A 23431-nucleotide genomic window follows, 5' to 3' on the forward strand; every position below is an offset into this window, starting at 1 on the left:
CTTTCACTCCACCCCTGGCGCATTGGAAAACAGCGGCAAGCACACCGTCGCACAAGTGCCACGGCCCAACCGCGAGCGCAATTGCAATTCTCCCTGATGAGCGCGGGCCACGGCCTTGACCACGGTCAGACCCAGGCCCGTGCCAGTGGTCTTGGTGGTAAAGAATGGTTCGCCCAGGCGCGCCAGCACGGCCGGCTCGATACCGCTGCCGTTGTCACTGACAGACAGGCGCAAGGTGTTGTCGCGTGTGTACAAGTGCACTTTCAGCCGAACGTCGCCGCCGCTGGCCTGGATCGCGTTTTCGATGAGATTCAACACCGCGCCCACCAGTGTGTCGCGGTTGCACAGCACTTCACCGACATGGCTGTCGCACTGCCAGCGGATCGGCAACTCCTGCACATGAGTCAACGCCGCGGCCTGCAGCGATTGCAACAAGGCCTTGGGGGTGACACGGTCGGTCAACGGCAGCTCGCCGCGAGCGAACACCAGCATGTCGCGCACCTGGTGCTCCAGTTCGTGCAGGCGCTCTTTCAAGCGCCCGGCGAAGCGTTGCTGGGTTTCCATCGGCAATTGCTGCTCGGTCAGGTGACTGGCATAAAGCAGCGCGGCGGAAAGCGGCGTACGAATCTGGTGGGCCAGCGAGGCCACCATCCGCCCCAGGGAAGACAGGCGCTCGTGGCGAGCCAACTGGTCTTGCAGGTGACGGGTTTCAGTCAAGTCATTGAGCAGCACCAACTGCCCAGGCTCGGCGTCCAGCGAGCGCGTCGAGATGGACAGGCGCCGGCCGTCCTTGAGGGACACTTCATGGCCGTCGTCGTCCCGGGGCGCAAAGCAGCGGGCGATGACGTGCCGCCACAGCTCGCCTTCCAAGGGCAGGCCGAGCAACTCGCAGGCCGCCGGGTTGGCTTCGCGCACACGGCCGTGGGCGTCGATGACGATCACGCCACCGGGCAACAGGTCGAGGAGATTTTGCAGGCGATTGGCCAGGCGTTCCTTTTCCGCCAGCTCCTGCATGCGCTGGGCGCTGACCACGGCCAACTCGCCCTTGAGCTCGGTGACCCGGGCTTCGAGCAGGCTGTAGGAATCATTGAGTTGGCTGGACATCTGGCTGAACAGCGAAAATGCCTGCTCAAGTCCAAGCCGGCCTGCCTGTTCGGCGGACGGCATGTGTCCCGGTTCGGGGACAGGAGACATCTGGGCGGCTTGGGTCATCGTGCTCTCTCGCTTGGCTGACCGTCAGTTAAACGGAACGTTGCGAGGGCTATAGCAATACCCGTGCCGAAAAAAAACCGCCCAAGAATCAGGCGGTTGGAAAACAGGCGTCAATCATCCGCCTGTTCATCTCCTTCGCGACGGCTCATGCCGTACTTGCGCATCTTCTCCACCAGGGTGGTACGACGGATGCGCAGGCGTTCTGCCGCGCGGGCCACGATTCCGTTAGCATCGTCCAGCGCCTGCTGGATCAGCCCTTGCTCCAGGCCTCCCAGGTAATCCTTGAGGTCCAGGCCTTCGGGTGGCAGCAAGGCATTGGCGGTGAAGTCCGGCGTATGCCCGTTGATCGCCACCCGCTCTTCCAGGTCGCTGCGCAGGCTGTCGACCATCTGTTCGTCTTCGTCGTCGACGTAGCGGAACTTCTTCGGCAACTCGTTCACGCCGATCACCCCGTACGGGTGCATGATCGCCATGCGCTCCACCAGGTTGGCCAGCTCGCGGACGTTGCCCGGCCAACCATGGCGACACAGGGACATGATCGCCGCCGAATTGAAGCGGATCGAACCGCGCTTTTCGTGCTCCATGCGCGAGATCAGTTCGTTCATCAGCAACGGGATGTCTTCGACACGCTCACGCAGTGGCGCCATTTCGATCGGGAAAACATTGAGGCGGTAATAGAGGTCTTCGCGGAAACTGCCGACCTCGATCATGCTCTCGAGGTTCTTGTGCGTAGCGGCAATGATGCGCACATCGACGCTCTGGGTCTTGTTGCTGCCCACACGCTCGAAGGTGCGCTCCTGCAGGACCCGCAACAGCTTGACCTGCATCGGCAACGGCATGTCGCCGATCTCATCGAGAAACAGCGTACCGCCGTTGGCCAGTTCGAAACGCCCGGCGCGGCTGGTGATCGCGCCGGTGAAGGCGCCTTTCTCATGGCCGAACAGTTCGCTTTCCAGCAACTCGGCCGGGATCGCGCCACAGTTGACTGGCACGAATGGCGCTTCGCGGCGCTTGGAGTGGTAATGCAGGTTGCGCGCGACCACTTCCTTGCCGGTGCCCGACTCGCCCAGGATCAGCACGCTGGCGTCGGTATCGGCGACCTGCTGCATCATCTGACGCACGTGCTGGATCGCCCGGCTGGTGCCGACGAGGCTGCGGAACAGGTTGGGTTCGCGATGCCTGCCGCGTTCGCGAGCCTGATCGTACATCTCGCGATAAACCTGCGCGCGGTGCAGCGAATCGAGCAGCTTGCTGTAGCTGGGCGGCATTTCGAGCGTGGAAAGTACCCGGCGACGCTGGTCTTCAGGCAAGTCAAGGGAAGAATTTTCGCCCATTAACAAAACCGGAAGGAACTCATCCCAGGTTGAGAGTGTCTTTAGCAAGCCCAAAAGCGTTGCGGGAGCATTTACGGTCCCGATAAGGACACAGATGACTTCACGACTGGACGACAATGAGCCGACAGCCTGCTGCCAATCATGGCTTCCGCAGGGTAAATTTTCTTCGCCAAGAAAATTCAGGATCACCGCCAGGTCGCGGCGGCGGACGCTATCGTCATCGATCAGGAGAATTTTGGTTTCACGCCACATGCAATAGCAACTTCCCTAGTCAACCCAATGCCCGAAATTAGGGGGCAAGCTAGACGCTTGCAGACTTGTCATGCCTGTAGACGCCTTAAATCTGTAAACAGCTACTAGTTAAGTCAAAAAACCGTGCACAGTCAAATTTATGGCGCAACGGACTCGGATTAACTGAGCATTAACCGAACAGATGGTAAACCTTTGCGGCGTTCTGTGCTTGATGGATCTGTTGCATCTCGTCGACGATCGCCTGACGCTCTCCTGTCGCCGCCTCCAGCAATTGCCGGTACACCCCCAGCAATTCCTCAAGATTGATCCGCAACGCCGCCTCGTCCACCTGGGACTCGCCCAGGACATCTTCCATGCAGGAACGGCAAGCCAGGTCCAACTGACCGATGGCTTCCCAGTTTCGCTCGGCCAGGGCATCGACCAAGGCATCACGGGTTTGTTCGATTCGCTGCAGGACAAGACTCATGAGCGTGCTCCTTAGAATTGCGGACCAGGTGCGGCAATGGCGTCCCAGCCTTCCTTGACCGTGCGAAGCAGATCGGCGACTTCGTCGAGGATCTTCGGATCGGCCTTGACGTTGGCTTCGGCCAGACGTTTCATCATGTAAGCGTAAAGAGCATCCAATTCAGCGACCGACTCGGCCTGGTTTTCCAGGTCCAGGCCTTCACGCAAACCACCGACGATGCCGATGGCCTTGCTGATCAGGATGCCTCTGTTTGCAATATCCTTGCGCTCCATCGCACCCTTGGCCTGGGCGATACGATCCAGCCCCCCTTCCATGAGCATCTGTACAAGACGATGGGGACTTGCTTCGGAGGTTTGCGCCTGGGCGCCAATCTTCTGGTATTGGCGAAGGGCTAACATCGGATTCATGTTCTACCTCATCAAAAAACTTCGGTTCGTATAAACAGCGTATCGACGCTGCGTCAAAAAACTTTAGACCGAAAAGCCGAAAGCCCGGAACGTTGTCAAAACGTTGCCGGGCTTTTTGCATCCGTCGAAAATCAGCTGTTTTTCTGTTGCGCCGTCAATGCTTCGAACATCGAGGTGATGTTGCTCGCAGTCGCCTTCAGCTTGCCGACCAGGGTATCCATGTCGTTGTACTTTTTGGTCAGCGTGGCGGTCAGGGTCTCGACCCGGCGATCCAAAGCCTCCTGATCGTTCTTCAGGCGGGTCTGGGTCCTGGTCAGCGCCGTAGTGCGCTGATCGAGGATGCCGCCCGTCTGGCTGTAGGGTTCGATGGCCTTGCCCATGCGCTCCAGCAGGCCATTGGTGCCAGTGAACAACGTCTGGACTTCACCGCTGAGCTTCTTGTCGTTCATCGCCGTGTTGAACTTGGTGGTATCGAAGTTCAACGCGCCCGTCTTCTGGTCGGTGGTAATACCCAACTGGGCCAGCGACGTCAGCTTGTCGCCAGCGCCGGTTTCAGACAAAGGCGTTCGAATCGATGCCAGCAGCGCGCGCGGCAACGCGTCACCCGTCAATTTTGCCGACACCGTCAGCTTCCCATCACTGTCGAGCGACGGCTTGGTCAGTGCGGTGATGCTATTGGCGATCGCGTTATAGGCATCGACGAATTTCTGGATCGAGGCTTTCAGGCCATCGTTGTTCGGCGCCACGGTGACGGTTGAACTGGCGGTCGGTCCGCCACTGAGCAAATTCAAGGTCAACCCGGAAATCGCCGTGCTTACCGTATTGCTTTTGCTGGTCAGCGCCATGCCATCGACGGAGAACTTGGCATCCTGGGCCAGGGCACCGATGGCGCCCGCCGAAGTGGCTGTCAGCGCAGCACCCCCGGCCCCCACAACGTTCGTCCCATCGATCTCCAGCCCCGCAATACCACTCACCGAGATGTCGGAACCGGCGCCGGTCGTGCTTGAACCCAGCACCAGGCGCGAACCGAAAGAGTCAGTGATGATGTTGGCACTGAAACCCGCCGCCTTGAGCGAAGTGTCGGCGTTGATTGCGTCACGAACCGATTGCAGGGTCGCTCCGGACGCTACGTCGAGGTTGTAGTCGATACCGTTCTGCTTGATGGTCAACGTACCGCTCGGGATGGCACTGCTAGTGCCACCGGCGAAGGCCGCCGAGGTGACCTTGGAAGCCGTTGCGATGTTATCGACCTTGATTGCATAGGTACCGCCCACCGCTGAGTTACTGGCGGTTGCCGTCAGAACAGTGGGGGTCGAGGATGTTGCAGCAAAACCCGAGAATTGCGGGGTCGTGGTGCTGGACAAGTCCTTCATGGCGGTGTTGAACGCCGCCAACAACGACTTCAGGGTTCCCACCCCGGAGATACTGTTGGTCGTCGTCGTGGTCGCTCGGGTGATCTGACCTTGCTTGGCGGCCTTGTCGGAATCGACCAGCGCCTTGACGATCGCAGTGGTATCGAGGCCAGAGCCTAGACCCAAGCCAGGTAGAATTGGACTTGCCATGTGGGACTCCCTTCAGTGTGTCGCCGGCCTTTTGACCTTTACAACGCCCAAAAGAACATAACAACAAAATTCGTGCCGGTTGTCAGGCTTCGGCGCTGAACAACAAGCTGTTTGCATCATTCAAACTGTTGGCCAGTTTCAGAACTTCTTCGTTCGGGATCTGGCGAATCACTTCACCGGAACCACTGGCAATCACCTTGACCACTACTTTGCCTGAAGGCTCGTCAATAGAAAACTCCAGGTTGCGCTTGACCGACTGGACGAACTTCTCGATTTCCTGAACGGCCTTCTTGAGTTTGTCCTGCTCGGCGGCAGCGTCCTTAGGAGCTTCCTTGACCGGGGTCACGGTAGCAACGTCGGCTTGAGGCTTCTCCACGGGCTTGTCGGCCACTGTAGGTGCCGGCTTCGCCGCTGGATAAGACAAGTTCAGCTTCACGCTCATATCCATGTCCATCACCTCTTGAACGGAAAAAGCGAGAGAGCACGCAAGCGCACTCCCCCGCTAAAACTCATCCAGCTATTACTGAAGCAGCTTCAGTACAGCGGATGGCAGTTGGTTGGCCTGGGCCAGAACCGAGGTAGACGCTTGCTGCAGAGTCTGCTGCTTGGTCAGTTGTGCAGTTTCAGCAGCGAAGTCGGTATCTTGTACGCGACCCAGTGCAGCACTGGCGTTTTCGTTGATGTTCTGCAGGTTGGAGATGGTGCTGTTCAGACGGTTCTGGGCAGCACCGAGGTCGGCACGAGCACTGTTGATGGTGTCGATCGCGCTGGTGATTGCATCCATGGCGGCCGAGAAGTTGGTTTCCGAAGTAGCGCTGTCGGAACCAACGATGGTGATTGCCGAGTCAACACCCAGGGTTGCGGCGTCGAAGCTGGCGCTCAGAGTCAGGGTGATCTGGTTGTCAGAACCGTTTTCAGCACCGACCTGGAAGGTCATGGTGCTCGCGGTGCCGTCCATCAGGTTCTTGCCGTTCAGGTTGGTGCTGTTGGCGATACGGGTCAGTTCGTCGCTCATCTGCGAGAACTCTTTGTTCAGAGCGATACGGTCATCTGCGCTGTTGCTGTCGTTACGGGACTGGATGGCCAGTTCACGCATACGTTGCAGAATGTTGGTCTGCTCCTGCATCGCGCCTTCAGCGGTCTGCGCCATGGAGATACCGTCGTTGGCGTTTTTGATCGCCATGTTCTGACCGCGGATTTGCGAGGTCATACGGGTAGCGATCTGCAGGCCGGCGGCGTCGTCTTTGGCGCTGTTGATTTTCAGGCCGGAAGACAGGCGGGTCATCGAAGTGGACAGAGCATCGGAAGCCTTGTTCAGGTTCTTCTGAACGTTCAACGATGTGACGTTAGTGTTTACTGTTAAAGCCATGACGAATTCCTCGTTGGTTGGGTACTGCGGCTTCCGGCCCTGGCAACCGCCGGGTGTGGCCTAGAGAACCTTCGTAATAGTTATCGTCGGATTGGGAACTTGCTTGAGGGCTTTTTTCAAAAAATTTGCTAGCAGACTGCCACCCCTTGTGAAACAAGGGTTTAGCCATGGGGGAAGGTCCGAAAAATGGCGTCAATAAACCGCAGAACAATGTCGCGGGCAAAAAAAAGCGCCCCAGGTCAACCTGAAGCGCTATTGGAAGGACGTGGTTCGATCAATCGCGATACAGAATCGCCGAGCCCCACGACAGGCCCACACCGAAACCACTGATCGCCACGCGCTTCCAGTCAGCATCCAGAACATGCTTTTCCAGCAGCAGCGGAATGCTCGACGACACGGTATTGCCGGTCTCGACCATGTCCTTGATGAATTTCTCAGGCTCCCCCTCGAAACGCCTTGCCACGGCATCGACAATCGCCGCACTGCCCTGGTGGATACAGAATGCGTCGATGTCGCTGGCTTGCAATGAGGATTCGTCCAGCAGTTCGTGCAAATGAGCCGGTACTTTCAGCAAGGCAAAGTTGAACACCTGGCGACCGTTCATGAAAAACACCCCGTCGCTGACCTTCAGGTGTGGCGCGCCGGAACCGTCGGTGCCGAACTTGGCCTTGCCCAACTGCCAGCTGGCGCCCTCGGCCATCCAGGTAGCCGTAGCGGCATCGCCGAACAACATGGTGGTGTTGCGGTCTTCAGGGTCGACGATTTTCGAATACGGGTCGGCGGTCACCAGCAACCCATTCTTCAACCCTGCGGCCTCCATGAAGCCTTTCAGGGCATAAATGCCGTATACATAGCCCGAGCAGCCCAGCGATATATCGAACGCCGCCACATGGGTCGGCAACCCGAGCTTGTCCTGCACGATGGCGGCCGTGTGCGGCAACCCTTCTTCATCACCGTTCTGGGTGACAACGATCAACGCGTCGATGGATTCGCGCGAAAGCTGCGGATTGTTGGCGAACAATGCATTCACTGCTTCGACACACAGGTCCGAAGTTTCCTGGTCAGCGTCTTTGCGCGGCAGGAACGCCGAACCGATCTTGCCAAGGATGAACTCTTCATCCTTCTCGAATTTGGCACCCTGAGCGTAGTTATCCACACCAGCGGTCGGCACATAACTCGCTATGCTTTTTATGCCAATCATCATGGCTTCCCGATCATGAACTGCGACTAGGTTCACCCCCGAAAGCTCAGGGGCGCGTCAAAAATGGTTGATTTCCAAGGGCGGACGCCTTATCAGGCGAACGAACAGGCCTCCACTCCGGGGAATACAATACAGTGAAGATGCACTTTATGACCTATGCGTCACGCTGTTTTGTCCTGAAGGGGCATTTTTTCATGACAAACTAAGCCGTGTCATTTCCCGCGACAGTATTGGGTACTGGACAGAAATCTTGAGGATGGCGGTGCAATTGGGCGAGAGCGCCGGCAGGTTTTACCTGCCAGCGTCGATGGCTCGCCTCGGAAGGCGGGGTTATGCCAGCAAGTCGGTCCAGGGTACGTTGCGCACCGGCCCCAGGGCGAAACCAGCGCCTTGCAGCGCCAGGTTGGCGTTATAGAACCGATCCTGAGCGAACACCCCGGACCACTTCTCACGTAGCGCCGCACACGCCTGTGGCGTACTCGCCAGCACGCCGGACTGGATAACCTGCACATGCGGCGTCCATACCGTCAGGTAACCGGCCTGGCCGACCCTGAGGCACAGGTCCACATCACCCAAGGCATCGTCGAACAAATCGCTGTCTATACCGTCAGCCGCTTCGAACAGTTGCTTGGAAATCATCAGGCAGGCAAACGACACCGCCGAACAGTTCTGCTCGACGACCAACCTGTTCATGTAGCCTCTGGCAGCCTTCGGCTCGCCCACGAATGCCGAGCCGACTTCGCCGTTCAAGCCCAGAATCAGGCCCGCCTGGGTGATACGTCCGTCGCGCTCGACCAGCTTGGCACCGACCACGCCGACTTCCGGACGCAAGGCCTGGTTAAGCAGCGATTCGATCCAGTTGACGTTGACCACTTCACCGTCTGCCGCCAGCGTCACCAGATAGTCACCCTTGGCCTCCTGGCTGGCAGCGTTGATCAATGCGCCCGTCGCCGTGCCTGGTTCGATATCCAACAAGCGAACACGACTTGCCTGGTGCCCCTGCCCCTGGAGCCAGGTACGCAGCACAGCATTGTCTGCCGCGGCGGCGCAGAGCAATACCTCGTAGCGCTGATATCGCGTGCGCTGCAGGACGCTGAGCAGGCAGCGTTGTCGGGTCGTCAGGTCACAGGCACCGTGGACAATGATCGACACCATGGGGCGCTCGGCAAAGCGGTAGTCGATTTTATGCGTGCCCGACACGACCGCGCTCACATCGGCCTGATAACCGCGAACCGCCAGATGACGCAGCAACGTCTTGCGCTCATCGACGTTGTCTTCCACTGGAGGTGCCTGGCAAATCAGCAGCGGCTCATCCAGATGGGCAAGCCCCTCCAGGCCGTCCCGCTCGATAAGACGCAGCAGCAGGTCGAACTCCATCGCGCTCTTGAACTCGCGCGAATAACCGCCGAGTTTAACCAACGTCTCCCGGCGTACCAGCCAATGACGGGCCATCAACGCCGGAGCGCTTTGCAGCAAGTCAAGGTTGAACCCAGGCCGGAAGACATCGGCCAGAGTCCCGTCAGGCTGACGCTGGAACTCGTCCATTGCCACGGCCTGGCAGTGCGGCGCGGCCAGCAATTCCACACCCGCGCGGAACAGCCCGCCGGGCGTCAATTCATCGCCGGCCTCGGCCATGACCATCCAATCGCAATCGCTCTGGCTGACAACCTGATTGATTTTGTCGATGTAATTGCTTTCGTTGACTTTGACGAAATGCAGGACGTTCTGCGGTGTAGTCTCGCTCGGCAGCTCACCAGTGGTGAACACGACAATTTTGAACGCCCGGCAATAGCCATTGATCACGCTGTCGAAGGTTGCCTGCATCTTGAAGATGTCGGCGTCCAGGTCCAGGATCAAAATTCCAAACGTCGGGCCACCGTTGCGAGCGGCCAGGTACTTGGACACTTTCCGGGCTTCACTGGCGCTCGGTTCACGCGCCTCGAGCCAGCGCAGCAATTGACCGGAGCGTGTGACGTCGAACAGCCTCGCGGTATTTTCAAACGCCGCCGCCTTGAGCCGTTGGTCCCAGGCCTGGAGCATTTGCACGTAGCGCTTGTCACCTTTGGCCTGCATGACCTCCAGCAGTTGCTTCACCAGATCCTGGTTGAACGCATAGCTCAGGAAAGCCCTCGCCAGCTGTTCATCAAGCGGCTCGGCGCTGGTGTTGCGCTGGGGGCGAGACAGTTCCTTCTGCTTGAGCATGACGGCTTCCAGCTCTTTCAACTGCACCTGCCCGCTTGGCGCCGCATGCAGCAGGAATTCCAGCGAAGTGAGCACGTCGAAAAAAGCCTGGTTATAGAACGGCATCTCAACGTATTGCGTCGGTTCGAAACGACGGACCGGCTCGCCACGCCGCGAATCCCAGATCGACTCGAACAGTTTCCTGGTCTGTGGCACTGAACGCTCGTCCAGTTTCTTGACGATGGCCTTGGCATAGTCCCGCACCGAGTTATCCGTACCGAACGCACCGGCCAAGGCCGTGGCAAAACGCTCCTGCTCAGCGACCGCACGCAAGTCCACGGAGCCTGGCGCCGTGGCAACCAGATTCTGTGGCTTCGCCACGCGGCTACGTTCATGCAGGCCATAAGGGATGTCCAGCAAGCGAACCCTGGCATCCGCCACCACCCCATAGCAATGGCCAGCCTCCTGCAACCGCGAATCAAAACCGGCAGGCAACGCAGCGTAACTGCGCCGCAGGGTTTCAGTGCGCGTGAGGGCATTCACCAGGGACGGGCAATCCTCGGCAAACACGGCCAGCCGGGCTTCGGCCGATGGGCCGGAATAATCCTCACAGCCCTTGTGATCGAGCAAGTAATAGTCGACACGATCGGCATGGGCCTCGAACGCCAGGCTGTAGCCTTGACAGGCGCTGTATTCAACGTGCGCTTCCAGGAAACTCAACGCTTGTTCAAGCGCCTGGGGCAACAGAAAACTCTCGGCATCGGCCATCGCCAGATAAGGCGTGGCGACGCGCTCGACAGCCTGGCGAACCTTATCGCCGAAACCAATGGCCGTGGGCGCGTGCAGGTATTGCACACCGGGGAACGCTGCCTTGATATCAGCGTCGACCAGGCTCGACGAGTCGATCACCAGTACGGCGAACGAACTGTCGCGGTAATGGCGCAACGCCCGCCGCAGGGCAGTCGACTGGTCGTGAGCGAGCAGCACCAGGGTAAACCGTTCATTCAACGGCGCAGTCGATCCTGTTGGGACATTGCTTTGCATATTCATTCCTTAACAAGTGGGGTGACCGCATCAGCGACACCGGGAGTTTCGTGAGTTGAAACTCTCAATCCGGTAGCCAACCATTGGCCCAGTACTGCAGGTTATCGCCGCGCAAGATAAAGTCGCGCAGCACCACTTCACGTAATTCGTCGCCCATCCGGTAGCTGGCAATCGGATCCGCCAGGTGCATACGGATTGCCTCCAGCCATTCGTCGGTGCTGTTGGTGAGGACCCGGGTACAAGGCAGGTGCCCCCGGTAAGCCTCGGTATCCGAACAAATGACCGGATAGCCGCACGCACCGTATTCCAGCAGGCGAAGGTTGCTCTTGCAGTCGTTGAAGATATGGAACTCCAACGGCGCCAAGGCCAGGTCGAGGTTCAGGCTGGCCAGCTTCGCCGGATAAGCCGCCAGGCTCACGCCCGGATGAAACTCATGGATATAAGGCTTGAGCAAATCGGGGCACATGCCAAAGAACACCCATTCGACTTCGTCGGCCAATTCCCGAACGACATCGGCAATCAGCTCCAGGTCGCCACGGTGGCTGGTGCCGCCGCCCCAGCCGATACGCGGCTTGCTGGAGGTTGCACGCTGGCTTCTGAGCTGGTTCCACAGGCCGGCTGCCAGCATGTTCGGTACCACGCGGATATCGTGATGCATGCTCGACAAAGCATCCGCCAACGGATGAGTGGACACTACCACCCGATCACACAGGCCGATCCCCTGGCGTAGCAAGTCCTCGAGATTGTCCGGCATATTGCGGCGGTGTTCGTTTTTTTCCGGGACCCTGGCGATGTAGTCATCCAATTCGTAGATGCGCATGGCGTTGGAGTAAGTCTTGACTTGAGTGATGTCCTTGAACTTACCCACGTTGTAGCGACCCTGAAGGATGATCACATCCGGTGACTGGCGCTCGATGTCGATGATCGAGGGCGTATCGTAGGCAACACGCCCCACGACTCGCCCAGCCGCTTCCAGTTCGAATAACGGTTGGCTGACGCGGTAATGCCCCACCGCCGAGGTATTGACCGCCAGCCCCAGGATCGAAGGGACGTTGCGGGTGATCAATGGATTCCAGCCGGTGCGTGGTCCGGGCTCGAGGCAGAAGCTTTTGCCGATCAGGGTCAGGTTACGGTTGTAGGCAGGATCGTTGGCAATCCTGGGCAACCAGCGCTGATAGAACGCCTCTTGTTCGAGCTCCAGCCGCTGCTTCCACGAAGGATCGCGACTGGCTTCCACGCCGGACACCAGCACGACATCACTGTAAGGCGTGGTGACGATCAGGTAGCCGTTTTTTCCGACCTGCTGGCATAACTCCAGAGCGTTGATGCGCTGTGTTGTGATCGACTCATCGAACCCACCGGCCTCCTCCAGAACCTGCTTGCGCACCAACAGGCAGTGATCGCCGACAGCGCTCCAGTTCTGTACCGTCTGCAAGCGTTGCATATAGCCGCCAGACGCGACCGATTCGTTGACGAAGGCCCTGCCCGCCAACCCACCCAGCCCCATGATCATGCCGGCGTCGATGACCCGGCCTTGCTGGTTGAGTGTGCGAGGCCCCACGATACCGACCTCGGGACGTTGTCCATGATTGAGCAACTCATCCAGCCAGGCGGCTTCCAGCACGATGCAATTGGGGTTGAGCAACAACAGGTATTCACCGCGGGCATGCTGCGCGGCGAAGTTGCGGATCACTGCTTCGCTGCTGCTTTGCGGGTGCAGGAATATTCGCAACTTTTCACTGCCCAGCTCGGCCATGGCCCGCAGCCAATGCTGCAGCTCGGCGTTTTCACTGGCGTTATCGACAATGATGATTTCGTAATGCGGGTACGCAGTCGTGCTGATCAGGCTGTTGACGCAACGCTCCAGCGCGCCCAGGTCATCCTTGACGCTGATGACGATCGACACCAGGGGGCGCTCGGCGAACAGGTATTCGATGCGCGGGACCAACGCCAGTAGCGGTCCTGGGTGAAGCCGGTAAGGCACGCCGATACGCTGTAGATGAGCTTCGATCAGCCGGACGTTTTGCTCGATGACTTCCGGCAACGACAGCCATTGGGCAAACGAAAACGTCGACTCGACCTGGACTTCAGGAATGTGGCCAATGACCTGTGGCCCGTCCGTTTCCACCAGCCGCCAGATCAAGTCATGGGGTGCCAGCTCGCCCAGGCTCGAATCGAATCCACCCGAGGCCACAAATCGGGCACGCTCGAAAGCCAGTGTCCGACCAACATAGGGATAAGCGCGCATCAGGTCGAGATTGAAGTCGGGTTTGAAGATCGGCTCCACCGACTTCTCATCCACCAGCGCACCTTCATCGCTGTAGAGACAGGCAGCAGCCGGCGAGCTGACAATCCGATCGGCCATGATCAGCAGCGCAGACTCCGTCAAGCGATCGCCGGCACGCAGCAGGTAGAACCAGTCGGCGCCGTCCAGTTGAGGCAACAGCCCATTGAGCTGCTGCGCCCAGTCCGCTTGCAGGCCAAGGCGCAGGACATGGTTGTCCACGGCCTGGCGCCCATTGGACAGCAACAGCACCGATTCGCAGGCATAGGCTTGGGCAGCGATACTCTGCAGGGTAATACCCAGCGCATAAGGATCATCTTGCTCATCGATGATGACGGGAACGATCATCGGTCGATAGGCCCAGCGGGCAATCTGCCGGGACAAGACTTGCTTGCGCAATGGACTGAAACGTCGACATGTCAGCCACTGCGCATAGAGGTCTGCGTAGCTTTCGATGTCCGTGCCGACTTGCGAGCCGATGACGCCCTGGCGAGTCGCAATGACTGAATAGACGTTGATTTCTTCCCACTCGGGCGCCCCTGGCTCCTTGGGCTGTCCCAGCGACTGGTAACGCACCCAGCCACTGGCTGGCGCCGGCTCGCCACTGCGCTGAGCCAGCATTTCCTTGAGCCAGGTCAGCTCTACCGTGGCAGCCTCAACCATCTTGTGCTGACGCTCGAGGCGCTCGGGGTGCAACCGCTGGCCGCTTCCCTCGGCATAAAGCTGGACCAGATTGCCCCGGCGCAACAGGCAGATGAACAAGGCAAAATCGAGGACAGCCTCGAAGCCTTCGCCGGGCCGCGCCAACGCTGGCAGCAGGGCGTCGACATCTGTGCGACGCATCAATGCGCCACTCAAACCACCGAGAATATTACGGGTGGTCTTTTCAAAATACGCCAGCATGTCGTTGCCGTTGAACAACGCATCGAACTGCGTGATGCCCGTATTTTCAACGCGGACCGGCAAGGCATAGTTGTCGGCATCGATTAAATGATGCTTGTTGATCACCAGCGATACTTGAGGATGCTCCTGCAAGATGGCCGCCTGTTGGCTGACGCAGAACGCCAGCAACTGGTCGTCATCGCACAGGAACTTGATGAACTCGCCCCGGGACTCTTCAAGACAGCGCAACAGATTCTGCTGGAACCCCAGCCGGGTCGGGTTGCGCAGGTAACGCACCGTAACTGTGGAGCCCATGCCCACTTCCTGGACAATCTGCTCGATTGCATCGGTGCGGCAGTCGTCGCAGATGACAATCTCCAGGTTCTCGTAGGTCTGCTCGAGCGCGCTTTGCAAGGCGAGGCGGAAAAAGCGTGGGTGGTACGCGGGGATGGCAATGCTGACAAGAGGAGCTGATTTCACACGCATGGCTCTCAACCGTTGGGCGTCAACTCAGGCGAGAGCAGGACGTCCTGAATCGTATAGAGGAACGGGTCAGGGACCGCTTATAGCGTCACGGTCCCTGCCCTGGATCAGATTTTGTTGAACAATCCCAATTGCGTGATTTTGCTGAACGCCAACTGCGACGCCTGCAGCATCGTCTGCTGCAAGGTCAAGCGCGTCATCACTTCGGCCGGGTCGGAATCACGAATCGCCGACTGGGTCTGCGAGTTGGCGAGGACAAAGCTCTGATTGGTATCGCTCTGGGTATCGAGCGACTGGCCACGACCACCGACCGAACTCAATGCACTGGTCAACTGGTCAGTGCCGCTGGCCAGGTTACCGATCGCCGAAGCCAGTGACGCGTTCAGTTTCTGGATGGCGATGTTGTCGCCATCGGCCGGCGTGCTCAAAGCAGTCCGCAACTGGTTCACGGTGTCCAGGATGTTCTGCGTCTCGTGGGTATTGACCGCGATGCTGAACTGATCGTTGGCGGCCGGGGCACCATTGAGGGTGAAACTCACGCCGGAAGCGGTGGCGACGTTGCCCGCCAGGGTACCGCTGGACACCGGTTTGCTGTCAGCGGTCAGTGGCGCGGCGTACAGGTCGAAATCCGTGGCGCTGGTGAACTTCAGCACCGCCGCCCCCGTCGGAAAGCTGGCGTGGTAGGCCGTCGGATCAGTGATTGCGCTACCGGTGATCTGGGTCGCGGTGCTGTTGCCCGGGCTGCGGGCCGGGGTGAACGAATCGGGTTTGGCAGCCAGGGTGAAGGTATGGCCGGGCAAGACCGTGCCTGCAACATCGCCTGCTTGAAGGTTGACGTTCAAGGTCAAGTCGACACCGCGAAAGCTCACCGTCTGCCCGATCTGGTTACTAGGCTCGATGACCCCGCCCTTGCTGGCTTCGGCGGTCACATCGTTGCCACCCGAGTCGGTGATTTTCAATTGGGTGCCGCTGACGAACTCCACTGTGTACGGCTCGCCACTGCGGAACTGGCTGTTGTAGGTCACGCTGGACGACACTTGGCCGTTGGTCAGTACCACACGACCATCATCCACCGCCGGCGCAGTCATGGTGACTTGGGTGCGACTGGTGTTGACAGCCTGTTGGAACACTTCCCAGCCGGTGCTGTTGGTGGCCATCGACATGGTGTCGCCAATCGGCAGATCCAGGGTCACCTGGTCGCCGTTGTAGCTGTAGGTGCCATCGCCGTTGCGGGTGAACGGTACGACATCGCCCTTGGAACCGGAGAAGATGTATTTGCCGTTTTCATCCTTGGTGTTCATCAGGCTCAGCAACTGATCTTCGATCGACCCCAATTCCGAGGCAACCGCTTTACGGTCCGCGTCGGTGTAGGCGGCGTTACCGGCACTGACGGCCAATTCCTTGGCGCGCTGCAGCACGTTGCCGATGCTGGTCATGACCGCTTCGGTCGTGCCCAGGGTCGCCTTGATGGTGGTGACGTTGGTTTCGTATTGGGAAAGCATCGAAGCCTGGTTGCCCAGTTGCAGCAAGCGCGAGGCGCCCACCGGATCGTCCGCGGCGGTGTTCACGCGCACCAGGCTGCTGGCTTCCTCGCTGGTCTTGACCACCTTGGCGAAGTTTTTCTGGTAGTTCGCAGCCGTGCTTTCGTAGAACTGAGAGGTAGAAATGCGCATGGGCTACGGCTCCTTAAAGGCTGTTGATCAATGTGCTGAAGATTTGCTGCGCCGCCTTGATGATCTGCGAAGACGCGGTGTAGTACTGCTGGAACTTGACCAGGTTGCCGGTTTCTTCATCCAGGTCCACACCCGACAGCGAATCGCGGGCGGTCTTGGCATTGTCCAGGATCGCCCCAGTGGCGGCGCTGTCGAGCTTGCCCTGGGCGGCCTTGGCGCCGACGCCTTCCACCAGCTTGCCGTAGGCATCGTTCAGGGAAATACCCTTGCTGGCCGAACCGGTGTCTACGGTCTTGGCCGTCTGCAAACCGGCCAGGACAGTACCGTTACGGTTGTCCAGGCTACCGGCCTGGCTGAGGCTGACATTGATCGAGGCGCCGTTGGATGGAGCACCGGCAATGGACATGTCGAACGTGACGGTGCGTTGAACCGGCGGCACGGACGAATCCATGATCGGGTTGCCACTGGCGTCCTTGAGCGGAACACTCAGGCTCAAGGTGTTGCTTTCGCCGGGCTTGATCGTGCCATTGCTGATCTGGACACCTTTGGCATCGAGCAATTGATAAGCCTGGCTGGTGCCATCGGCGGACGTCGCGCCGAACACCACCTTGACCGGCATGGAGTTCTTGATGCCGTTCTGGATGATGGTCGTGGTGGCTGCGTCGTAGATGTCCAGCTTGGTGGTCATGCTCGGCTGGCCGCTGGCCGGGATGGTCAGTGTGCCGCTGCCCCCCGGCACGATGGCGGCGCCCAACGGCGCGGCAATCGCCAGCCGCTTGGAGTCGGTCATCTCGGTCTTGATGTTGGTCGCCGCGTTGCGGGTCGGCGTGAGCTTGAACGAGTCGCCGGCGACGGCGGTGCCGTTGGCGAACGTCATCGAAAAACCGTCGATCACCGGCGGAGGCGTGGTCGCGGTGTTGAACGCGCCCATCGAGGTGCCGTCCGGCAGGCGCTGGACGGTGTAGTCCGTGCCGCTGGTGAACGTCACCTTGTAGTCGTTGGTGGTCAGTTTGCCGGAGTCTTTGATGGCGATGTTGAAGTTGCCGGAGCCGGCGCTGTTGTTCAACGACGCAACGCTGCGCTGGCTGATCTGCGTGGCGCTGTTGATGTTAGTGAACAGGTTGGAGCCGAAGGCCCCGTTCATGTCGATGCCCGAGGCCTGGACGCTGTTCATCTGGTCGGCGACCACCAGGGCCACGCGCCCCAGCTCGTTCATGGCCGGGTCGAGCACGGTACTGCGGTAACGCATCAGGCCACCGATCTCGCCGCCGGTAAGCACCGACGTCAGGTCCATGGAGCTGGAACCGCTGTTGAGCTGGATACCCATGCGCCCTGGATCGTTCTTGTCCGGCACCGCTTCCAGGGTATTGACGATGTTGCCCATCACCAACGGTTGACCGGAGCCCAGGTAGATATCCAGGCTGTTGCCGCTCTCGACAACCTGTGTGCCGGTGAAGGTCGACAGTTGGCGAATGGTTTCGCTGCGGGCATCGAGCAGGTCGTTGGGGGCGCCGCCGGCGTTGGAGACTTCGGAAATTTTCTTGTTCAACTGCGCAACGGTGGCCGCCAGGTTATTGACCTGGTCGACCATGTTCGACAGGTTGCCATTGATGTTCTGGCTCTGCTCCGTCAACTGGTTGGAAATCGAATTGAAACGGTTGCTCAAGGCCTGGGCATCGCTGAGCAGCAACTGCCGGGATGCATCGTCACCCGGCTTGGCGTTGACGTTCTGCACCGAGGCGAAAAACTTGGTCAGTGCGCCGTTGAGACCGGTGCCGCTGTCCGACAGCAGGGAGTCGAGCGGCGTGATCTGCCCTTGGTAGGCCGCCGCGTCACTGTTGAGCGACGTGGTGGTTTTCAGTTGTGCTTCAAGGAAGGCGTTGTACACCCGGCGCACATCGGCCAGGGTCGTGCCGGAACCAATGAACACGTTGCCGTACTGGTTCGACGCCTTGGTGGTCTGCACGGTCTGCTGACGCGAATACCCAGCGGTATCGACGTTGGCAATGTTGTTACCCGTGGTCACCAACGCAGTCTGGCTTGCTGACAGACCCGACATCCCTATATTGAGCAAACTCATGGTTCAGACCTTATAAAGTCGTGGTGGCGCCTGCAGAAGCGTAGTTTTGGTAACTCGTCATCTGCCGGGCTATGTTCGAAATCTTGCTGGCGTAGTGCGGGTCGGTGGCGTAACCGGCCTTCTGCAACTCGCGTACAAACTGTTCGGGGTTATCGGCCGACTTCAGCACATCTTGATAGCGACTGTTGCTTTGCAGCAGGTTGACCAAATCATGGAAACTGTCGCGATACGAGGCGTAGGAACGGAACTCGGCCGTCTCCTTGACCATCGCGCCATTGCGGAATTCGCTGGTGATCGCCCGTGCCGAATCGCCCTTCCAATTGGCGCTGGCCTTGATGCCGAACAGGTTGTGACTGCTGCTGCCATCGGGCTGGCGCATCACCGACTTGCCCCAACCGGTTTCCAGGGCGGCCTGGGCCACCAGGTAACGGGGGTCGACACCGATGCGGTCGGCGGCTTCCTTGGCCATTGGCAGCATGGCGTTGACGAATTCATCGGCATCGCGGAAGGCCTTGCGCGCCGGTGCCAGCGGTGGCTGGGCCACGGCACGACCATAGACCTGCATGTCCCCTTTCGGCTCGGAAGCCTTGAGCGCGGCCAGCCAGTCGCCATTGGCCAGTTCGCCGGTGGCCGGCTTGACGGCGGCGATGGCGCGATCCGGCAGCAGGTTCTGCGCTGGGACATCGGCATTGGCCGAGGCCGAAGGCACCAGCCCGGCGAGCAGGCGGTCGGCCAGTTTCGGCGGCAGGGCCAGGCGACGCTGGTTGAGCAGTTCCATGTCGTTGCGGTGGACGCCCTCGGCACCTTGCGGCGCACTCACGGCCCGCGAAGCCCACAACGGACGCTGGCCATTGGTACGCGACAACGGACCGTCGGTGGGCAAGGTCCCCGCCGCCACCGGCGTCGGGACCGGCGCCTTGGCGACCTTGTCCAGGGCCTCTTGCTGCTTGGCCGCCGACAACGTCGCCGCCTCACCGGGCGCCAGTGGCTTGTTCTTCGACATCTGGCGCAGCAGCACATCGGCCAGGCCGATACCGCCGCCCTCGCGGGACATGGAAACGGCCAACTGCTGGTCGTACATTTCCTGGTATTGCTTGGCTTCCGGCGTGTTCATCGGGTTGTCCTTGCCCAAGGCCTCGGTGGCCGAACGCATGGACTTGAGCATTTCACCGAGGAACAGCGATTCGAACTCCTGCGCCACTTTACGCAGGTTGCCGTCGCTGTTCTTGTCGCCGACCTTGAGCTGGTTCAGACGGTTCAGGTCCGAGTAGGAACCTGAATCTCCGCTGATCAAAGCGCCCTTGCGCATATCCATGGCTCGGCCCTCAAATCACGATCAGGTCGGCTTGCAACGCGCCGGCCTGTTTCAAGGCTTCGAGAATGGCCATCAAGTCGCCCGGCGCCGCGCCGACCTGGTTCACCGCCCGGACGATTTCATCCAGGGTCGTACCCGGGCCGAACTTGAACATCGGCTTGGCTTCCTGTTCGGCATTGACCCGCGAACGCGGGACCACGGCGGTCTGACCGTTGGACAATGGGCCCGGCTGGCTGACGATCGGGTCTTCGGTGATGGTCACGGTCAGGCTGCCGTGGGTCACGGCGGCCGGGGAAACCTTGACGTTCTGGCCGATCACGATGGTGCCGGTGCGCGAATTGATGATGACTTTCGCCACCGCCTGGCCCGGATCGACCTCGAGGTTCTCCAGGATCGACAGATAGTCGACCCGCTGGCTCGGATCCAGCGGCGCGGTAACACGGATCGACCCACCGTCGATGGCCTGGGCCACGCCTGGGCCGAGCATGTCGTTGATCTTGTCGACGATACGCTTGGCGGTGGTGAAGTCGGAACGGTTGAGGTTCAGCGTCAGGCTGTTGCCCTGGTTGAAACCGCTCGGTACCGCACGTTCCACCGACGCACCGCCGGGGATGCGGCCGGCCGACGGAACGTTGACGGTGATCTTCGAACCGTCGCGACCCTCGGCATCGAAACCGCCCACCACCAGGTTGCCCTGGGCGATGGCGTAGACGTTGCCGTCGATACCCTTGAGCGGCGTCAGCAGCAACGTACCGCCACGCAGGCTCTTGGAGTTACCGATGGACGAAACGGTGATATCCACTTGCTGGCCGGGCTTGGCGAACGCCGGCAGATCGGCACTGATCGACACCGCCGCAACGTTCTTCAACTGCACGTTGCCAGAGCCGGCCGGCACCTTGATGCCGAACTGCGACAACATGTTATTGAAGGTCTGCAGGGTGAACGGGGTCTGGGTGGTCTGGTCGCCGGTGCCGTTCAGGCCCACGACCAGGCCGTAGCCGATCAACTGGTTGGAGCGCACACCGGAAATGCTGGCGATGTCCTTCAACCGCTCGGCCTGAGCGGTAAAGGCCGCGGACATCACCAGGGCACCTATCAACAGCTGCTTAAGATTCAACTGGGCCACCTAGAAAGGGAACTTCGGGCTGAGGAAGAAACGGTCGAACCAGCCTGGCTGACTCGCATCGGCAAAGGCACCGGTGCCCGAATAGGTGATGCGCGCATCGGCCACACGGGTGGACGAAACGGTGTTGTCGGTGGCGATGTCGTCGGCGCGAACCATGCCGGCGATGCGCACCAGTTCGTCACCGGTGTTGAGGGTCAGCCACTTCTCGCCGCGCACGACGATGATGCCGTTGGGCAGCACATCGGCGACGGTCACGGTAATCGAGCCGGTCAGGCTGTTGCTCTGGCCGGACTTGCTGTCGCCCTTGGTGGCGCGGTCAGCGTTGTACCCGGCGTTGAGGCTCAGGTCGCCGCCACCGACCGGGTTGTTGGTGGTCAGGCTGGAGCCGAACAACGAGGTCAAGCCGACGCTGGTCTCGCTGGTCTTGTCGATCTGCGAGTTGGCGTTCTTACTGGCCTGGGTCCGCTCGTTCAGGGTGATGGTGATGATGTCACCGACCCGGAAAGCCTTGCGGTCGCTGTACAGGTTCTGCTCGAAGCCGGCCTGGTAGATCGAGCCATTGTTGGCGGCGGCCGGCAACGGCGTACGCGGCAACACCGGAGCGTAATACGGGTCATTGGGCCTGGGTGTCGGCGCGACACAGCCCGCGAGTGCGGTGATGCCACTCAGTGCCAGAACAGATACGAAGCGTTTCATGACCCTACCTCTTGGTGTTGCAGGCGACCCTGGGGCCGCCCTGTCTACGTAATGACGGGCGTTGTGACGATTACAGATTCTGCGTAACGAACGAGAGCATCTGGTCGGCGGTGGAGATCACCTTGGAGTTCATCTCGTAGGCACGCTGGGTGGTGATCATGTTGACCATCTCCTCGACGGTGCTCACGTTGGACGTTTCCAGGGTGTTCTGCAGCGTGGTGCCGAAACCGTTCAGGCCCGGGGTGCCGACTTGCGGCGCGCCACTGGCAGCGGTTTCCAGGAACAGGTTGTTGCCCACCGCTTGCAGGCCGGCCGGGTTGATGAAGTCGGCGGTCTGCAGGTTGCCGATCACCTGGGCGGCCGGGTTGCCCGCCACGGTGATGGACACGGTGCCGTCACGGCCCACGGTAAAGGTCTGGGCATCGTTCGGAATGATGATCGCCGGCTCCAGGGCGAAACCGCTGGCGTTGACGATCTGGCCGTTGGAGTCGAGGTGGAACGTACCGTCACGGGTGTAGGACGTGGTGCCGTCCGGCTGCAGGATCTGGAAGAAACCACGACCGTCGATGGCCATGTCCAGCGGCTGCTCGGTGGTCTGCAGGCTGCCGGCGTTGAAGTTCTTCTGGGTGCCGACAATGCGTACACCCGTACCCACTTGCAGGCCCGACGGCAATTCGCTGTCTTGGGTCGACTGGGCGCCAGGCTGGCGTTTTACCTGATACAGCAGGTCCTGGAACTCGGCGCGATCACGTTTGAAACCCGTGGTCGAAACGTTCGCCAGGTTGTTGGAAATGGTCGTCAGGTTGGTGTCCTGGGCGGACAGACCTGTTTTGGCAACCCATAGAGCCGGAAGCATTCGATTCTCCTCGTACGCCTGTTTTTCGGCGCGACGCTTTAATTAATGGTTAGATCTGCAAGACCCGAGCCATGGCCTCGTCGCCTTCTTTGGCGGTGTTCATCATCTTCACGTGAAGCTCGAACTGCTTGGCCAGGGCCAGCACCGAAGTCATTTCATCCACGGCATTGACGTTGCTCGCCTCCTGGAAACCCGACACCAACTGCACGTTGGCATCGATGGGCGCCGGCTGGCCGTCCTTGGTACGGATCGAGCCGTCCAGGCCCTTGGTCATGTTCTTGAGGTCCGGGTTGACCAGCTTGATGCGGTCCACTTCAGCCATCACCCGCGGGCCTTCACCCATGGCGCGAATGCTGATGGTGCCGTCCTGGCCGATTTCGATTTTCTGTTCCGGCGGCACGGCGATCGGACCGCCGTTGCCCATCACCGGCATGCCGTTGCCGGCCCGCAGTACGCCCAGGGCATCGACATTGAGGCTGCCGGTGCGCACGTAGCTTTCACCGCCGTCGGGGTTCTGCACAGCCATCCAGCCCGGCCCGCTCACCGCGACGTCGAGGTCACGACCGGTTTCCACCAGCGCGCCCGGGGTGAAGTCAGTAGCGGGACGCTCGGACAGGGCAAAGGCCCGCGCCGGAAAGCTGTCACCGAATACAGGCATCGAGCGCGCCTGCTCCAGGTCTTTCTGAAAGCCATTGGTGGAGATGTTCGCCAGGTTGTTGGCATGGGCCCGCTGCGCCAGTGCGTTCTGGCTGGCGCCGGTCATTGCCACATAAAGGTACTTGTCCACTGTCGTTCCTCTGCATGCCGGACGTTTGCCGTCCACTGCTGTGTTGCACAGCCTCAAGCAATTTGCAGACCAACTTTCCCCTGATGCCACGCAGGCCTGTAAACAAAGGGCTTGAGGGGGTTGGTGGGCTTGTGGAGATGTATCGAAGACGAAAAACCGGCGCGGTTATGCCGGTAAGTGGCAAGTGTCGGCCCTTGCCCCCCCGGGGGCGGCTGGGTGCA

Annotated in this window: 17 protein-coding genes; all 17 read right to left on the reverse strand. The window is 60.0% G+C overall.

All coding sequences use genetic code 11. The features are described from left to right. Positions 1 to 3: 3 nt before the first annotated feature. The 17 genes from AO356_RS03860 to AO356_RS03940 all read right to left on the reverse strand — a co-directional run bounded on the left by AO356_RS03860 (position 4) and on the right by AO356_RS03940 (position 23210). Positions 4 to 1212, reverse strand: a complete 1209-nt coding sequence (locus AO356_RS03860) for a sensor histidine kinase (RefSeq protein WP_060738651.1) — start codon at positions 1210 to 1212, stop codon at positions 4 to 6. Between the two features lie 110 nt (positions 1213 to 1322). Then, positions 1323 to 2798 carry a sigma-54 dependent transcriptional regulator gene (locus tag AO356_RS03865; protein ID WP_003199076.1) on the reverse strand — a complete coding sequence of 492 codons (1476 nt, stop codon included), beginning with the start codon at positions 2796 to 2798 and terminating at the stop codon, positions 1323 to 1325. 169 nt (positions 2799 to 2967) lie between these two features. After that, entirely contained in the window at positions 2968 to 3264 is a 297-nt protein-coding gene (locus tag AO356_RS03870; RefSeq protein WP_003199075.1) for a hypothetical protein, read from the reverse strand. Between the two features lie 11 nt (positions 3265 to 3275). Continuing rightward, positions 3276 to 3671 carry a flagellar export chaperone FliS gene (gene fliS, locus AO356_RS03875; RefSeq protein WP_060738652.1) on the reverse strand — a complete coding sequence of 132 codons (396 nt, stop codon included), beginning with the start codon at positions 3669 to 3671 and terminating at the stop codon, positions 3276 to 3278. 131 nt (positions 3672 to 3802) lie between these two features. Further along, entirely contained in the window at positions 3803 to 5233 is a 1431-nt protein-coding gene (fliD, locus tag AO356_RS03880) for a flagellar filament capping protein FliD (RefSeq protein WP_060738653.1), read from the reverse strand. Between the two features lie 82 nt (positions 5234 to 5315). Continuing rightward, positions 5316 to 5681, reverse strand: a complete 366-nt coding sequence (locus AO356_RS03885; protein ID WP_060738654.1) for a flagellar protein FlaG — start codon at positions 5679 to 5681, stop codon at positions 5316 to 5318. A gap of 72 nt (positions 5682 to 5753) precedes the next feature. Then, a complete protein-coding gene (locus AO356_RS03890; protein ID WP_053178496.1) occupies positions 5754 to 6602 on the reverse strand; it encodes a flagellin domain-containing protein in 849 nt (282 codons plus the stop codon). 274 nt (positions 6603 to 6876) lie between these two features. Then, positions 6877 to 7803, reverse strand: coding sequence for a ketoacyl-ACP synthase III (locus AO356_RS03895; protein WP_027912745.1), 927 nt, complete (start codon positions 7801 to 7803; stop codon positions 6877 to 6879). 330 nt (positions 7804 to 8133) lie between these two features. Continuing rightward, on the reverse strand, positions 8134 to 11028 hold the full coding sequence (locus tag AO356_RS03900; RefSeq protein WP_060738655.1) for a TIGR00180 family glycosyltransferase: 2895 nt from the start codon (positions 11026 to 11028) through the stop codon (positions 8134 to 8136). A 64-nt stretch (positions 11029 to 11092) separates the two neighbouring features. Continuing rightward, positions 11093 to 14674 carry a glycosyltransferase gene (locus AO356_RS03905; RefSeq protein WP_060743067.1) on the reverse strand — a complete coding sequence of 1194 codons (3582 nt, stop codon included), beginning with the start codon at positions 14672 to 14674 and terminating at the stop codon, positions 11093 to 11095. Between the two features lie 110 nt (positions 14675 to 14784). After that, a complete protein-coding gene (locus tag AO356_RS03910) occupies positions 14785 to 16350 on the reverse strand; it encodes a flagellar hook-associated protein 3 (protein WP_060738656.1) in 1566 nt (521 codons plus the stop codon). 13 nt (positions 16351 to 16363) lie between these two features. Further along, positions 16364 to 18430: a flagellar hook-associated protein FlgK gene (gene flgK, locus AO356_RS03915; RefSeq protein WP_060738657.1), complete on the reverse strand. Its 2067-nt coding sequence runs from the start codon at positions 18428 to 18430 to the stop codon at positions 16364 to 16366. 10 nt (positions 18431 to 18440) lie between these two features. Beyond that, on the reverse strand, positions 18441 to 19745 hold the full coding sequence (gene flgJ, locus AO356_RS03920) for a flagellar assembly peptidoglycan hydrolase FlgJ (RefSeq protein ID WP_060738658.1): 1305 nt from the start codon (positions 19743 to 19745) through the stop codon (positions 18441 to 18443). 10 nt (positions 19746 to 19755) lie between these two features. Next, positions 19756 to 20826 (reverse strand): flagellar basal body P-ring protein FlgI, encoded by a 1071-nt coding sequence (locus tag AO356_RS03925; protein WP_161798353.1) that lies wholly within the window; start codon positions 20824 to 20826, stop codon positions 19756 to 19758. Between the two features lie 45 nt (positions 20827 to 20871). After that, positions 20872 to 21567 carry a flagellar basal body L-ring protein FlgH gene (gene flgH, locus AO356_RS03930; protein WP_060738659.1) on the reverse strand — a complete coding sequence of 232 codons (696 nt, stop codon included), beginning with the start codon at positions 21565 to 21567 and terminating at the stop codon, positions 20872 to 20874. Positions 21568 to 21637: 70 nt separating this feature from the next. Beyond that, complete coding sequence (gene flgG / locus AO356_RS03935; protein WP_053146447.1) at positions 21638 to 22423, reverse strand: flagellar basal-body rod protein FlgG; 786 nt, start codon at positions 22421 to 22423, stop codon at positions 21638 to 21640. Between the two features lie 49 nt (positions 22424 to 22472). Further along, complete coding sequence (locus tag AO356_RS03940; RefSeq protein WP_060738660.1) at positions 22473 to 23210, reverse strand: flagellar basal body rod protein FlgF; 738 nt, start codon at positions 23208 to 23210, stop codon at positions 22473 to 22475. Positions 23211 to 23431 lie beyond the last annotated feature (221 nt).

The organism is Pseudomonas fluorescens, from assembly GCF_001307275.1.
Taxonomy (GTDB): Bacteria; Pseudomonadota; Gammaproteobacteria; order Pseudomonadales; family Pseudomonadaceae; genus Aquipseudomonas; species Aquipseudomonas fluorescens_AA.